The sequence below is a fragment of the Pedobacter sp. Leaf216 genome, assembly GCF_001421515.1.
Taxonomy (GTDB): Bacteria; Bacteroidota; Bacteroidia; order Sphingobacteriales; family Sphingobacteriaceae; genus Pedobacter.
The window spans coordinates 42,620-58,146 of record NZ_LMKM01000011.1 but is presented as its reverse complement, the minus strand read 5'-3'; the positions used below and the strand labels follow the sequence as shown (position 1 = coordinate 58,146).

Below are 15,527 nucleotides of genomic sequence, written 5' to 3'. Positions count from 1 at the left end.
TCTCTTGATTTTTAAACTTTAATAAGCAACTAACCATAAAAACATATATGCAAGTCCTTCAAATTCTTCCAGCTCGTACAACCTTTTTTTGTTTAACTTTCCTATTTATTTCGATCGGTTTAGCTTATGCCCAAAATAACAACGATTTTCAAGCTAATAATTTATCGCAGGTAAAAAATATTTTTAAGGTCGCTCCTGATACCATAACAACAGGTACATATTGGTACTGGATCTCAGGCAATATTTCTAAAGAAGGTGTAACTAAGGATTTGGAGGCAATGAAAAAGGTCGGGATCAACCGTGCTTACATCGGCAATATATTCCTAGAGGATGTTGCAGAAGGCAAGATAAAAATGTTTTCAAACGAATGGTGGGAAATTTTAAGGGCAGCTTTAAAAAGGGCTGGCGAACTAAACATCACCATTGGAATTTTTAACGCCCCAGGTTGGAGTCAATCTGGAGGTCCCTGGGTGAAAACCAGTCAGGCCATGCGTTATCTGGCAACATCCAGCTTACGGATAAAGGGCCCATTAACTAAACCCATTCAACTGCTAACCCCTAACCCGCAATTTCAGGATGTAAAGGTTATTGCTTACGAAGTACCTGAGGATTTCAACCAAAGCATCACTAAAAGTCAAGCGAGGCTTACCTCTTCTCCGCAATTACCTAACTTAGATTATCTTTTCGATAATGATGAAAAAACAAAGATCGATCTCGCAAAAGAAACAGACTTTACGCTGGATATTGAAATCAATAAGCCACAAACCATCAGAAGTTTAGAGCTTCAAATTAGCCAGCAGGCTATTTCTTTTCACGCAGAGTTGCAAATTAAAAAAGGCAACAGCTATCAAACCATCAAAAGTTTTGGTGTAGACCGTTCCAATCCAGCTGTAAATGTTGGTTGGGCGCCCTTCGCTCCTGCTGTAATTTCTATCGAACCTACAAATGCGCAAAGTTTTAGGCTAAAGGTTTCGAAGGTAAGCAGAAATGGTGCACTCACAGAAGTTAGATTATCGGCAATGCCGAAAGTAGAAAACTATACCGAAAAAAGCCTGGCGAAGATGTTCCAAACGCCACTTCCACTAGCCGATGCATATAATTGGCCTGTTCAACCCGATCAATCTACAGGTTTTGTTATCAATCCAGAAAAAGTAATCGATGTCACTTCATTTATGAATGCAAATGGTTTACTTAACTGGAAAGCACCAAAAGGGAACTGGGTCATAGAAAGAATTGGAATGCTACCTACCGGAACTGAAAATGCACCTGCAACGCCCGAAGGACGTGGCCTGGAGGTAGATAAGATGAGTAAGCCGAGAATTGAAGAACATTTTAACGCCCATATTGGCGAGATTCTGAAGAAAATACCTGTTGAGGACCGTAAAAGTTTAAAAATTGTGGTGGCAGACAGTTATGAAATGGGCGGTCAAAACTGGACCGATCAATTAGAAGAAAAGTTCAAAAATGTTTACAGTTACGATCCAACGCCTTATTTGCCTGTTTTGAGTGGTAAAGTTGTTGGAAGCGAAGATAAATCTGATCGTTTTTTGTGGGATTTAAGAAGACTTGTTGCCGATGAAGTAGCTTATGGTTATGTAGGGGGATTAACCGATATTAGCAATAAAAACGGAATGACAACATGGTTGGAAAATTATGGGCATTGGGGCTTCCCTGGCGAATTTTTGCAGTATGGTGGACAGGCAAATGAGATTGGAGGAGAATTTTGGGCAGAAGGTGATTTAGGAAACATTGAAAACAGGGCCGCCTCATCTTCAGCGCATATATATGGCAAGAAAAGAGTTTTTGCAGAGTCTTTCACTTCCGCGGGAAAAGCTTTCGCTCGCTATCCCGACCTGTTAAAAAAACGTGCTGACCGTTTTTTTACTGAAGGCATAAACAGTACCATCTTACATGTCTACGTTTCACAAAATGAGGAAATAAGAAATCCGGGATTAGCTACTTGGTTTGGAACAGAATTCAACAGAAAAAACACTTGGTTTAACGATATGGATATATTCCTGCAATATCTAAAACGTTGTGGCTTTTTGCTTCAACAAGGAAATTATACTGCCGATGTGGCTTATTTTATTGGTGAAGACGCACCAAAAATGACTGGAGAACAATCGCCTGCGCTGCCTAAAGGCTATTCTTTTGATTACATGAATGGTGAAGTAATCAAAAACAGACTAAACATGCAAAACGGAAAATTAATGCTTCCTGATGGTTTAAATTACAGTGTATTAGTATTGCCTAACAGCGAAACCATCAGGCCGGAAGTTTTAGAAAAAATAAAAAAACTTGTGGCAGATGGCGCTATTCTTTTAGGCAAGAAACCGCAACGCTCGCCTAGCATGCAAAATTTCCCACAGTCAGATCAACAGATCAGAACATTAGCCAGCGAGTTATGGAGAAATATTGATGGTAAGCAAAACAAAATAAACCAGTTTGGAAAGGGTTTAGTTATTCAAGACATGGATTTAACTGAGGTATTTAATTACCTGAAGATTAAACCGGATTTCAAAACATCAACACCGGACTCTATCCAGTTTACCCATCGCAATGTCGAAGGTTCGGATATCTATTTCCTATCAAATCAAGGAAATACCAAAGTGCAAACCAATGCCACTTTTAGGGTTAAGAACAAAACGCCTCAACTATGGAACCCGGTAAGTGGAGAAACCAAAACCTTACCTCAATCTAAACAGGTTGATAATGCTACGGAGATACCGATTGAACTGGATGCAGGCGAAAGTACTTTTATAGTTTTCACCAACACAACTGAAATGCCTACTGGTCAAACGAACAACTATCCAATTGCTGTGGATCAAATTACTGTCGACAAACCTTGGAAAGTGAATTTTCATCCAAAAGATGAAAAGGCATATCAGGAAGTTGAACTCAAGACACTTATTGATTGGTCGAAAAGCAATATAGATAGCATTAAGCATTTTTCGGGCAATGCCATTTACACCAATGAGTTTACGTCGCCAAAGAATGATAAAAACAAAGATACCTGGATTGATCTCGGTGAGGTATATGCGATTGCAAAAGTTAAAATTAATGGTAGAGATGTTGGTGGAGTTTGGACAGCACCATACCGGATTAACATCAGCAATGCCATAAAAAAAGGGAACAATAAAATTGAAGTTAAGGTAGTTAACACTTGGAAGAACAAACTTATTGGGGATAGTACGCTACCCGAAGAAAAACGTAAGGCAAGCATTGCTAAATCTTTTGATATTTCCGGAGGCTTACAGTCGTCCGGATTAATTGGCCCCGTTAAAATTTATACTACTGAAAAATAAGGCAAAATGTATATCCTATTTATCAAATTCTCTATTTAATCGGGTGATAGATTGCTATATTTTTGATTTCTTCATAAACATGAAATCGCTTGAGCAATGATTGAAATAAAACGAAATAACCGATGAGCAAAACACTTTCATTTATTCTATTTACAGTTTTTTGCTTTGCTGCGAACGTTTCCAACGCGCAGCTAAAAAAAATGAAATCCGAATTTTTTAAGCCAAACGATAGGTATAAACCTGGCGTTTATTGGTATTTTATGGATGGGAATATGACTGCCGAAACAATGACCCAAGATTTGGAATCAATGAAAAAGGCAGGAATAGGAAATTTGATTTTTTTGGAAGTTAATGTCGGTGTTCCCAGAGGAAAAATCGATTTCTTGAGTGAAGCATGGACCACGCTCTTTGCCCATGCTGAAAAAGAAGCCAGAAGACTGAATATAGAAATTACTTTAGGGATCGGACCAGGATGGACCGGTAGTGGCGGCCCTTGGGTAAAAGGCAGCCAATCGATGCAGCATCTGGTTTCTAGCGAACTTGTGGTTTCGGGTGATCAAAAAAAAATCGTATTACCGGTACCAGAACCTAAAAAACCTTTCTTTGGTGAAGGTGACTTTACCCCAGAATTCAAAAAGAACTGGAAAGATTACTATCAAGATGTGGCGGTTCTGGCTTTCCCCTTACCTAAGACTGATGAGAAGATAGCAGACCTTGATGAAAAAGCGCTTTACCAACGTGCCCCCTTTAGTTCGGGTAATGTGAGGTCAAATATGCCTGCAGATGGCAATAAAAGCGCCAAACCGACATCGGCAATTAAAAGATCCAAAATCATCGATTTGACCGGGAAGATGCTTGCCAATGGAACATTAAACTGGAATCCCCCTGCCGGCAAATGGAAAATAATGAGATTTGGAAGCAGAAACAATGGCGCAATCACCCGGCCAGCCCCTTTACCGGGTATCGGTTTTGAATCCGATAAATTTGATACAACTGCCTTAAATGCGCACCTGGATGCTTATTTAGGCAAAATATTTAAGAAAATCGATCCAATCAGGAAAAAGCAGACGGGCGGTTTAAAACGCCTGCACATGGACAGCTGGGAAATGGGTGCGCAAAACTGGACTGGAAATTTTAGAAAAGAATTTACCAAAAGAAGAGGCTATGATCCATTAAAATACTACCCCGTTTATTCTGGTAACATTGTGGGAAGCTTAAAAGAAAGCGAGCGCTTCCTTTGGGATCTAAGGCAGACATCGCAAGAATTGGTTTTAGAAAAACATGCTAAACATGTAAAAGAATATGCTAATAAACGCAATCTTGGCCTTTCAATAGAACCATATGATATGAATCCGACTTCTGATTTGGCATTGGGTAGTATTGCCGATGTGCCAATGGCAGAATTCTGGAGCAAAGGTTTTGGTTTCAATGCCACCTACAGTGTAATCGAAGCCACCTCAGTAGGTCACCTTATGGGTCGTTCTTTAATACCAGCCGAAGCTTTTACTGCACAGGATAACGAAGGTTGGAAACAATATCCAGGCTCGATGAAAAATCAAGGCGACTGGGCATTTGCAGCTGGAATTAATCGTTTCGTTTACCATACTTTTCAAAATCAGTTCCTGCCTGATTCTTTAAAACCTGGCGCAACCATGGGGCCTTATGGAGTACATTGGGATCGCAGCCAAACGTGGTGGCCAATGGTAGATGGTTACCACGACTATGTAACCCGCTCGCAATATCTTTTACAACAAGGCAGAACCGTTGCAGATGTACTATATCTTACGCCAGAGGGATCTCCCATGGTATTTGTACCGCCACTATCTGCCATTCGTGGTGATACCATCGGCGATAGAAAAGGTTACAACTTCGATGGTGCAGCGCCTTCACAAATCATGCTTGCTTCGGTTAAGAGGAATAAAATCGAATTTCCAAGTGGGGCTTCTTACGAAATAATGGTTTTACCAATCTACGAGACGATGACACCAGAGTTGTTAGAAAAAATCAGTAACCTTATTGAGCAGGGTGCAACTGTTATTGGCAATCCTCCGTTACGCTCCCCAAGCTTAACCAATTATCCTCAATGTGATATTAAACTTAAATCTCTTGCAGATAAAATATGGGGTAAGGGTAAATTACCAAATACCTTGGTACATCGAAAATATGGATTAGGAACCATAATTTGGGGGAAACCCATTCTTTCAGCACAAGATAAGCTATATCCGAACTATGAATTAACTGCTATTATCCTAAAATCAAAAGGTGTTGAGGAGGATTTCAAGAATGATGGGAATATCAGATATACACATCGTACCAGCGCTGAGTTGGATATCTACTTTGTTTCAAATGCCACAAACAAAGCCATTCAAGAAAACTGTGAGTTTAGAAGCACAAAAGGCACTCCGGAACTTTGGAACGCAATAAACGGAACAACAAAACAACTTACCGATTTTAAACTCAGCAATGGCAAAACCAATGTTCCAATAAAATTAGATCCCTACGAAAGTGCTTTTATTGTTTTTTCAAAAGAAAATAAATGGAGTGCCAGTCAGACCATTGCATCAAATGAAAAGGTTTTACAAACCTTAAACGGACAATGGAAAATAAATTTCGATGAAAAATGGGGCGGTCCAAAAGAAATCATTGCAGATGATCTAATGGATTGGAGCAAAAGTAATCTAGAAGGCGTAAAATATTATTCCGGATCAGCTACCTACCATCAAACATTTGAGTTTAGTGTGAATGAAAAAAAACAAATATTTATTGATCTAGGTGAGGTAAAAAATATCGCAAGGGTAAACTTAAACGGAGAAGAAATTGGCACGTTATGGACAGCACCTTGGCGACTCGACATCTCGGATTTCATCAAAAAAGGCAAAAATAAACTCGAAATAGAAGTGATCAATCTATGGGCCAACAGATTAATAGGCGACGAACAGAAGCCTTACGACGGAATTATTGGCAATAAATGGCCAGAATGGCTATTGAATGGATCGCCGAGAACCAGCGGCAGGTGGAGTTTTACCACCACAAGACAGTATAAGGCCGATAGTCCTTTATTGCCATCGGGCTTGATTGGCCCCGTAAAAATTGTTCAAAATTAAAATGATTAAATCGAACATGCACACAAAAACAAAGGTTAAGATTGGTTTATTCGGTATTGGCTTGCAAGCTTACTGGGAACAATTTGATGGGTTAAAGGCTACACTATTGGGCTACCTCGAGGTTGTTGCCAATGGATTAGAGAAATTTGATGCAGATATTCTCAATCTCGGCCTTATTGATACGCCAGAACGGGCTTTCGAGGCTGGAGATCAATTCAAAGCTGAAGACGTCGATATTTTATTTTTATACGTATCTACCTATGCCCTATCGGCAACGGTTTTGCCCGTGGTTAAAAAAGCTAAGGTACCGGTAATCGTGCTCAATTTATCGCCTGAGGCTAGCATAAATTATAAAACATTTAATCACCTGGAGAATAGAACACAGATGACAGGAGAATGGTTGGCTCACTGCTCCTCATGCTCTGTGCCGGAAATTGCCAATGTATTCAATCGAAGCAACATTCCTTTCCATCAAATAACAGGTATGCTTAAGAACGACCCTCATGTTTGGAAAGAAATTGAAGAATGGGTAGAGGCAGCCAGGGTAGCAAGGATCATGTACTATAACCGGATGGGGATCATGGGCAATTATTATGGTGGCATGATGGATATTTATACGGATCTCACACTGCAATGCGCGACCTTTGGTGGCCATATGGAAGTGATAGAGATCGACGAATTGTCTCAGATTCGCGAGTTGATAACAGCTGAGGAAACAGAACTTAAGTTAGCGGAATTTTACGATTCCTTCGATGTACAAGTAGATTGTGCGTCAGAAGAATTAAATAGAGCTGCAGCAACAGCAGTCGCTTTGGATAAATTAACTGAAAAATATCAACTTGGATCTTTAGCCTATTACCATAAAGGCACGGGCAACCCTGCAAATGAAAACACGGCGACTTCAGTAATTCTCGGCAATTCTATTCTAACGGGAAAGCATATTCCTGTTGCTGGCGAGTACGAAATCAAAAACGCACAAGCCATGAAAATCATGGATAGCTTTGGAGCGGGTGGATCCTTTACCGAGTATTATGCGATGGACTATATTGACGATGTGGTACTCATGGGACACGATGGGCCCTGCCATCCAAAAATTGCCGAAGGAAAAATTAAAGTCAAACCGTTGCAAGTATATCATGGAAAAGTAGGAAATGGCTTATCAGTAGAAATGTCGGTAAAGCACGGTCCGGTAACACTACTTTCCGTGGTGGAAGCCTCGGGGGGAAAATTGAAGTTGCTTGTAGCCGAGGGTGAATCGGTGAGCGGAGAGATTCTGGAAATAGGAAATACAAATAGCAGATATAGTTTTAGCGTTGGGGCCAGAAATTTCGTTGAAAAATGGAACAGCGAAGGACCGGCGCACCATTGTGCTATCGGAAGTGGAAACATAGCATCTAAAATTATAAAGCTAGGAAGTATTTTAAAAATTGAAACTGTTCAGGTTTGTTAATTACCGAATAATGGCATTTATACCAAACCAAGGTCAACACATGATCGAGATTAAGAAAAAATATGAACAAGCAATCATACTCAAAAGGTTTATTCCTGCTATATTCTTGTACATCCAGTCGCCAACAAACGATTGATCACTTTTGCCTGAGACACTCCAAACATCTTTCCCCGAAAATTTTTTTAGTATTTACCATAATCTATAATTAACCGGACGGGTGTTATTTTCTGACAAAATCAGTTTCCAACTAAGCCTTAGCTCTGGAGAATCAGCAGAAAGCGGATTTTCTGATGCTCAACAGTCAAATCTGTTGTTGAAGTTTTTCTGTGGAAAAGATGCAATCCAGTGGTGAGAACCATCATGCAGCATGCTAATTTTAACATAGATAATAATTTCATAATCATTATATTACAAAAAATGATAGTTAAGGTCGATGCTTTTAATCATGAATAGTTGAAATATTCGACCTCGACTACAACTATCAATGTTATCTAAAGCGAGCCACGTCTAAGAAAAACAAAACTATTTCTATATTTCCCTAACTCCCTGTTCAAAATCATATGTCCCGCTTTTTCGCCCATTGCTTTAAAATCGGTACTAATCACGGTAATGTCTAACAGCTCCTTTAATATCGTTTCATTAAAAGAAACGATCCCTATTTCTTTTCCCAACGTATAATCATGGATACGAATCTTATTGATTAATTTTCCCAAATCAGTATCATTTAAGGTAATATAAACTTCCCCAGGAGAAATCTCCATTACATCAAAATGGTGCACAGTGGAGAACTTTAAGGTTTGCTTTGTTGCAAACTCCTTTACACCATCCAGGATTTCTTCAGGATGATGACTATCGGGCCGGAAAATGATTTTCAGATGGTCATACTTTTGAAAAAGCTCCTCTTGCTTGGAAAATGCGTCAAAGATGTCATTTCTAAAATCCTGATAAATGCTGATGTACTCTTCGTGAATGAAAATTTCTTTATCCAGGACGACCAGCTTCTTAGGATCAATCATAGCTATCACCTCCATAAATTCAGCCTCAGGAGTGCCAGCGTAGAAATGTGGCATAATGACGAAGTAATCAAATTGATCTAAATTTTCAACAATAATTTCTCTAAAAAGCTTTGGATCATAATGATAAATTTTGAGCTCTACTTTCGCATAACTACCGATTACTTTGATGAAAGCTTCATAAATGTCGTTTTTGTATTCGCTTATTTTATTGACTAGCATCAGGATTTTGTTTTGATTTCCTGCGCCTTTCGCGACATAGTTACCTATCCCGGGAATTGAGATTATATAACCTTTCTGCTTTAGCAGTTTGTAGGCTTTTTCAATTGTTTCCCTGGCGATTTTGTGGGTTTTGCTAAATTCATTAATCGAAGGAAGTTTTTCATTAAATTTTAAAAAACCACTTTCAATGTCATTGACGAAGGCATTTACAATCTGTTCTTTCTTGGTTGTCTTATGACCGGGATTGATTTTTATAGTGTAAGTCATAGTTCTGATCACTATTATTGGTTTTAGCGGAAAAGGTTAAAAAATCCAACTGCATATGCCAGCCGTAAAACTAACCTACTTTCCAACAAAGCAGTTCTTTTAACATTTGATTTTTAATCCTATCAAGCTTTCCTGATCGATAGTCGTTGTTAAGCCAATCATTAGCAAAGAATAACTCTTCTATCTTATTAAATAACTATGCTTAAGTTTTTGATTCTTCTGGACACTGAAGCTTTGTCCATCATCTTCGCTGATTGCAGTTAAATCAAACGAATTTTCGGCTTGTTTTCCAACCGCAAAGCCGTAACACCCTGTACTGCTTTTTGAGCTCAGCACAACCCGATACTGCTTGCCTTTGATAAGATCAATTTTAGGCCTTAGTTTTAATACCCGTGCAGACCAGCTTACCGCATTAGCTGATACCATAAGCCTCGCAAGCCTTCTATCTACGTCAGCTTTGCCACTTTCCACCTCATAGAAATCGATTATCAGTTCTTTGTCTGGATAACCACTTTTTAGGGTAGTGATCTCAAAATCAATCAGTTTTCCATTTTTTGTCGCGGTAAAAAGCTGCAATCGTTGTTTTCCTTTTGAAATATCGCAACCAGCGGTAAATTCCTCAAGCTTTGCCCTGCGGGCCCTTGGTAATGCATATATTTTCATGCATTCCAGCGGGAGTATAGAACCATCACTTGCAAATTGAAGCGGCGCCCAGTAAAAATTGGCCTGCGCCTCATTTTTTGCTGCATTATTCCATAAATCACTTCCATAAAGATAAATGGTATCTGATCCAATTTTCATTGTTGAAACGAACGAGGGTTGTCCGCCACAAGAATTATCGCTTATTTTTTTACCTTCAGACCAAGGGCCAAGTGGAGATTTGGCAGTTTTATAAGATGTCCCAGTGGCGGAGCAATAGCCACAGTTTGGATCAGAATACGTCATGTAATAAGTATCTTTTCTTTTAAATAATGCGGGTGCTTCAGTCTTACCTGCGGTGATGGACCTAACAACTTTGCCATTTCCAGAAAGATAATCATCAGTCAACTGTTCAATTACTATAGTTCCTTGAGTGCGCCAATCAGTAAATGCGAGATAGCCTGTACCATCATCATCGATAAATAGGTCATGGTCTCCATTGTTGAGCCCTGCAATAGGCATATCGGCATTTACAGCAATCTTTGGTTCAGGAGCCTCGAGGAAAGGCCCGGTCGGTGCCTTACTGACAAATACCCTATAACCACTCAAGTTATCATAAACATTTATCCATAACACATAAGTACTGCTTCTCTTGTTGTAAACCACATGAGGTCGAAAACATCCATAGGTCTTTCCATCACATCGGGATTGCCATAAGGGATTTTGCGCATCGAAAAGAAAACCTTCATCCTTCCAATTAACCATATCTTTGGAAGAATAAGACTTAAATCCGCAAAAAGGAGCGGTTTTATTGTTCCATTCAAATCCGCAGTCGTAGCTGGTGCCATAGAGATAATAGGTTCCATTAAAAAATGCAATTTCCCCATCATGTGCATCTACAGCATTACCCAGCTGATCAAAGCGGGTGATCTGTTTTCCGTTATCAGTGAAGTTCTTTATTTGCGCCCGAAGTGATGAAGTCATGCAGATACATAAGGCTAAAAGATAAAATAGTCTGTTCATATTATTGGTTAGCATATCTTAAGATGCGATTGCAAGGTAATAAAACGTTTAACCAAAAATAACCGATCGCTTACAGACTTGCTGCATACTATTTGACATAAGTTGTATACTTTATGACTTTTTTCACTCCGGTGACATTAGAGAAATATCCCTTACCATAATTTCATAGATTAAATTCTTGCGCAGTGTGCACTTCCCCAAATTCAGACCAGTTAAAAGTAGAATTCTAGACCGAGTGTAAGTCCTGTAATGCCTTTATCTCCTCAAAAGTGTGTGAGAAATGTTTTTTACTATTAAAACCGAGAAACTTTAACCTAATCCCAGGACTCATATCTCCATCAGCTACATCAGTACCGACCAATCTGAACGATTGCAGAGCATTCATTCTTTCGATGAACTTGATAGACTGTATTGTCCCACACCTATTATAAGCTAAAATTTTAAGCTGCTTAAAGCGGGATACGTAGTCGTGATTTACAATTCCTTTACAACTATTAAATTGCAGTGAAGATAAACTCTCTATGCTATTATCAAGACAACATAGGGAGTTTATTTGGTTTGAATAACTTATTTCGAAATTTTCCAATCGGAAATTTTCAAGCCCTGAAAGAGAACTGATAGTAGATTGGTTGAGCTGTAGATTTCTAACATGTATTAAATCGGCAATTGTTGAACAATTTTTAGATTTGGGGTTGAATTTTTCAAAATGCAATACCTTTAGGTTATTGCACTTACTTAAATTGTAAAGTTTTGGAGACCAATCAGTACGTAACTCCCTCAATGAAGTGAAAGACGAAAAATCTACTTCTCTCATAGGCCCGGATAAAATCAGCTTTTCAAGATTCCGCAATGCATAAGCCCCTTTTATATCCTGTATTCCATCAGATATTGAGAGATTGATGATATTAGGATACTGATAGAGAAAGTCCACATTTTTTAAATTGTAACCGTGTGCAGTAGTAATTGCAACACCTTCCAATTTGTAATCAATATATACCTTCAAAGATTCCTCAATCCGATTGGGATCGATAATAATAGATCGTGTGCCATCTAAATTCGAATAAATTTTAAATCCTTCAATTTTGGTAATTGCCATAACTAACGTTTTCCTCTTCTTGAGCAGTTTTGGTTTACCTATGTCAGTTTTCCAAGACTGGTGATGTCAGAATATAAGCTTAAATATACAATAATAGAATTATTTGCTGCTCAAGACTAAAAGAACAATAGGTCAATTTTTGTTGGTGATATGAAGCTACCTATAAATCGTTCAGAAATTTATTTAATTTATCATTTGTTCCGGATGAAGTATCATACCTATCCAGATCATTCTTAGCCAACAGCATTTTTTTTGAAAGAATCTTTTTGGCATTCGGATTTTTATCAAAATCAAGTTTCCTTAAAAAGGATAAATAAATCGCATTTTCTAATCTGCTGTCAACTTTTCCAATAGTATCATCAATAAACTTAAAACATTTTTTTATTTTCCCTGAATTGTTTTCGTCAATTGCCTTTTGCGCAAACCTCTTAAAATAACCTATTTGTAAAGTAATTAATCCGTCGTTATCTTCATCCAAAACGTCTTCCTTAATTTCAGGAAACGCATTAATTAGGATTTTTATAAATTCCTTGTTATTCATCTGCCGCCTTTGTTGCTTTATTTAATAAATCTTGAATTCTGTCTTTCTCCTTTTGTAAGGAACTTCTTAGCTTTTGAGCTTGTTCCAAAACATCTTGGAAGAAACTTCCATCTCTTATAGCTTTGTTTAATTTTTCTATTTGATTGCCTAACCCTTTCAAGGCATCCTTCACTTCCCCTAAGTGATCATATTGTTTACCATTAATAATCACTGGGTCTTTGAAAATATCTCGGATTGCTCCAGTCATATCTTTAGTTGTTAAATGTTCAGCTATATGCTCTACTTTCCCTACAAACCTTCATTTTCTAGAATCCCGCTCTGGTGCAAAGTAATCTCAGCGACAATTGCATTGAGCACTACGTTGCATTTAGATTTTGCCACGAAATATCTAATTATCAAGATCAAAATACCACATATCAACCCAAAAAGAAATGGATCTGCTTTAAAAATGCTCATTACGATTAATAGCGATATGAAAAATAATTCAAATGTTAATGTTAAATAGTAGTGAACCTTATTATACTTTCTTCACCAGATTCAATTATCTCAAATGTTCCTCCGTTTATTTTATCAAATTGTTTACCATTTGGTCCCCAACCCCGAAGATCAAAGGAAATGCTTTTGTCATTTTGTCAAATTAAATTATAATCAGCTTCATTTAACCACAAAAGTATTTTTTCTTTTAAAGCTTGAGCCTCCAATTTTGATGTACGCTCAATTTTATAGTTAAGTGTCATATTACTAGTTTCCTAAAAGCTCAATAATATATGAATTAACTCTGTTCAAGCTTGGCAACGTGTTCCAGCTGCAGCTTTGATTCAGTTGTTTTGGCCTTGGTGATCAGCGGCATCAGGTTTCATTAAGTGTGGCTACCGCCACCATAATTTTTTCAGTTGTCATAAGGTTGTTTTTTGACGTTCCGGTAAATAGTTATAGAGAGAAAAGATTTTTGAAAGCAAAAAAAACAGAAGAGCTGGCACCTGTGACAGGGTAGTTTTATTCAGATCATCCGCATAATTCCTCATTAACCAATTTTAAGATCCAATAAATAGTACATCGCATGGCCCCGAACCGCAATCCACTTAAAGAAATCATCGAATAACCGGTAGATTTTTAAAGGAATATATTTATACATTGGAAAAACAGAAATCATTACCTTGAGCCAATCTTTGCTGCCTTTTCAAGCCAAAACATAAAATACGGAGGAGATGTAAGGAGTTTGTTCTGGTTATCGAAACTACCACCTTTGATATTGGCAATATTAAAAAATTAAGAGATAATGGATTTGTTTACCACGGAATTTGAACTTTTACATGAGGAAACGGGAAGATTGGTTAAAGGTAGCATAAATGTTGATGATGAGCTGTATTTCGTAAATGTAGAAGGGAAATTTATCGGTGCATTGGAAAAAGACGGACTTTCACCGCTTGGCTACTCATCAATGAACGAGGAGCTTCTTCCCTATCTCGGACAGATAGTTGCATACCTGAAGGCACAACATGATGACAGATAGGGTTAATCGTACATAGCTGTAGATGTCTAGTGAACAGCATGCTTTTAAACAGCCCAGCAAGGTTGGGGACTTTATCTTGCGGCTCCTAAATCATTTCACAAGGCTAAATGAGTCGATTTTATTGTTGTTGATATCATAAACGTCGTAAGTAATTTTAGGGCCATGCACAGTCATTATAGCATATGTATATACCTTTTCTTTTGCAGTAAATATGATCGAGGACATCTGGTTACCGCCTAAGCCTTGCAGAGAACCGCCTGATGAGCCGTTGGTGATATAGACTGTGCCTGTCGGATGATTATAATGCATTGGGTCGGTTTGCTGGTACTCTTTACCATTTCGAATCGCCTTATGCCTTTCATATACATGTCTGTGACCGGTAAGGCAAAGGTCAACTTGATATTTATCGATCAAGGGTAAAAGATTATACTGCCATTCAGGCACATGACTGACTCCGAACGAATAAATAGGATAATGTGCGTACAGTATTATCCAAGTGATGTTTTTATTTTTCTTTGCTGATGCCAGGTCTCGATCCAACCAGTTATAGTCAGTCGATCCCTTTTGCATAAGTGTTCGCCCTTCCTTTGCAGCACCTTGAGCAAAGCCAGAATTTACAACCACGAAATGGATATTTCCATAATCATAGGAATAATTTAAATTATCTCTTGGCAGATTGAAAGAATTGTAAAAAACCGAAAAAGGTTTTTGGAATCCCGCTTCGTTTGCTTTATTATTTACATCATGATTGCCCAGTGCTGGCATAAATGGGGCAATTGCGGTTACAGGCTGCGCAACTTTGAGAAACTGGTACCAAGTGTTTTCTACCGAACCATTTTCTACTATATCTCCCATGTGAATACTTAGATTCAAAGGATATTTAGTCATCAACCTTATAACCTTCTGCGTCTGCTCAAACCTCAAATTCCCTGTATTATTTTGTGTATCTCCCCATACCCCAACAACATATTTATCCTGGCTTCCTTGAATGGGCGCAGTTTTAAAAGAATAGATAGCTGTCCAATCAGAACCCTCAGAACCGCACTGATAGTAGTAAGTCAGGCCTGGCTTCAAGCAGCTTAACCGGAGTTTGTAGTTATAAGATCTTACACCATTATTAAAGACTTCTATCGGTTTCACCCGTTTGGTGAAATTAAGTTGAAGGCTGTCCTCGCCATAACGGACTATCGAATTGCTTACATATGCGTTCCAATTTATGGCCATTGTATGCGCTGCATCCGGCTTGCTTTTACCGGTCCAGCTCAAATGGATATTTCCTGTCTGGCCAAATACCAGGAGCGAGCCCGATAATTTAATTATTATAGCTATTATCAATACTTTTTTATACATCATA

Annotated in this window: 10 protein-coding genes; 4 read left to right on the top strand and 6 right to left on the bottom strand. The window is 38.3% G+C overall.

Going from position 1 to position 15,527, the window contains the following annotated elements:
- Positions 1 to 47: 47 nt before the first annotated feature.
- From ASE74_RS09495 to ASE74_RS09485, 3 genes are all read left to right on the top strand, one after another.
- Positions 48 to 3,305 carry a glycosyl hydrolase gene (locus ASE74_RS09495; RefSeq protein WP_055907724.1) on the top strand — a complete coding sequence of 1,086 codons (3,258 nt, stop codon included), beginning with the start codon at positions 48 to 50 and terminating at the stop codon, positions 3,303 to 3,305.
- Positions 3,306 to 3,505: 200 nt separating this feature from the next.
- A complete protein-coding gene (locus ASE74_RS09490) occupies positions 3,506 to 6,409 on the top strand; it encodes a glycosyl hydrolase (RefSeq protein WP_200912289.1) in 2,904 nt (967 codons plus the stop codon).
- A gap of 16 nt (positions 6,410 to 6,425) precedes the next feature.
- Entirely contained in the window at positions 6,426 to 7,859 is a 1,434-nt protein-coding gene (locus ASE74_RS09485; protein WP_055907844.1) for an arabinose isomerase, read from the top strand.
- 491 nt (positions 7,860 to 8,350) lie between these two features.
- Here ASE74_RS09485 and ASE74_RS09480 read toward each other — a convergent pair whose 3' ends face one another.
- From ASE74_RS09480 to ASE74_RS09460, 5 genes are all read right to left on the bottom strand, one after another.
- On the bottom strand, positions 8,351 to 9,361 hold the full coding sequence (locus tag ASE74_RS09480) for a GntR family transcriptional regulator (RefSeq protein ID WP_055907718.1): 1,011 nt from the start codon (positions 9,359 to 9,361) through the stop codon (positions 8,351 to 8,353).
- 180 nt (positions 9,362 to 9,541) lie between these two features.
- The gene (locus tag ASE74_RS09475) at positions 9,542 to 11,023 is read right to left on the bottom strand and encodes a family 43 glycosylhydrolase (RefSeq protein WP_162235803.1); all 1,482 of its coding nucleotides are present in this window, start codon (positions 11,021 to 11,023) and stop codon (positions 9,542 to 9,544) included.
- A 226-nt stretch (positions 11,024 to 11,249) separates the two neighbouring features.
- The gene (locus tag ASE74_RS09470) at positions 11,250 to 12,119 is read right to left on the bottom strand and encodes a hypothetical protein (protein ID WP_055907712.1); all 870 of its coding nucleotides are present in this window, start codon (positions 12,117 to 12,119) and stop codon (positions 11,250 to 11,252) included.
- Between the two features lie 160 nt (positions 12,120 to 12,279).
- Positions 12,280 to 12,660, bottom strand: a complete 381-nt coding sequence (locus ASE74_RS09465; protein WP_055907709.1) for a hypothetical protein — start codon at positions 12,658 to 12,660, stop codon at positions 12,280 to 12,282.
- Complete coding sequence (locus ASE74_RS09460; RefSeq protein WP_255352034.1) at positions 12,653 to 12,934, bottom strand: polymorphic toxin type 28 domain-containing protein; 282 nt, start codon at positions 12,932 to 12,934, stop codon at positions 12,653 to 12,655. The genes ASE74_RS09465 and ASE74_RS09460 overlap by 8 nt, the downstream gene beginning before the upstream one ends.
- 1,005 nt (positions 12,935 to 13,939) lie before the next feature.
- Here ASE74_RS09460 and ASE74_RS09455 point away from each other — a divergent pair.
- Positions 13,940 to 14,173, top strand: coding sequence for a hypothetical protein (locus ASE74_RS09455; RefSeq protein ID WP_055907702.1), 234 nt, complete (start codon positions 13,940 to 13,942; stop codon positions 14,171 to 14,173).
- Positions 14,174 to 14,263: 90 nt separating this feature from the next.
- Here the strand turns inward: ASE74_RS09455 and ASE74_RS09450 are convergent, their stop codons facing one another.
- Positions 14,264 to 15,526 (bottom strand): metallophosphoesterase family protein, encoded by a 1,263-nt coding sequence (locus tag ASE74_RS09450; RefSeq protein WP_157255393.1) that lies wholly within the window; start codon positions 15,524 to 15,526, stop codon positions 14,264 to 14,266.
- Between the last annotated feature and the right edge of the window lies 1 nt (position 15,527).

Bases quoted from the DNA above. Each gene is read 5' to 3' on its own strand.
- ASE74_RS09495 (WP_055907724.1), top strand. From the start codon at position 48: ATGCAAGTCCTTCAAATTCTTCCAGCTCGTACAACCTTTTTTTGTTTA.
- ASE74_RS09490 (WP_200912289.1), top strand. From the start codon at position 3,506: ATGAAATCCGAATTTTTTAAGCCAAACGATAGGTATAAACCTGGCGTT.
- ASE74_RS09485 (WP_055907844.1), top strand. From the start codon at position 6,426: ATGCACACAAAAACAAAGGTTAAGATTGGTTTATTCGGTATTGGCTTG.
- ASE74_RS09480 (WP_055907718.1), bottom strand. From the start codon at position 9,361: ATGACTTACACTATAAAAATCAATCCCGGTCATAAGACAACCAAGAAA.
- ASE74_RS09475 (WP_162235803.1), bottom strand. From the start codon at position 11,023: ATGAACAGACTATTTTATCTTTTAGCCTTATGTATCTGCATGACTTCA.
- ASE74_RS09470 (WP_055907712.1), bottom strand. From the start codon at position 12,119: ATGGCAATTACCAAAATTGAAGGATTTAAAATTTATTCGAATTTAGAT.
- ASE74_RS09465 (WP_055907709.1), bottom strand. From the start codon at position 12,660: ATGAATAACAAGGAATTTATAAAAATCCTAATTAATGCGTTTCCTGAA.
- ASE74_RS09455 (WP_055907702.1), top strand. From the start codon at position 13,940: ATGGATTTGTTTACCACGGAATTTGAACTTTTACATGAGGAAACGGGA.
- ASE74_RS09450 (WP_157255393.1), bottom strand. From the start codon at position 15,526: ATGATGTATAAAAAAGTATTGATAATAGCTATAATAATTAAATTATCG.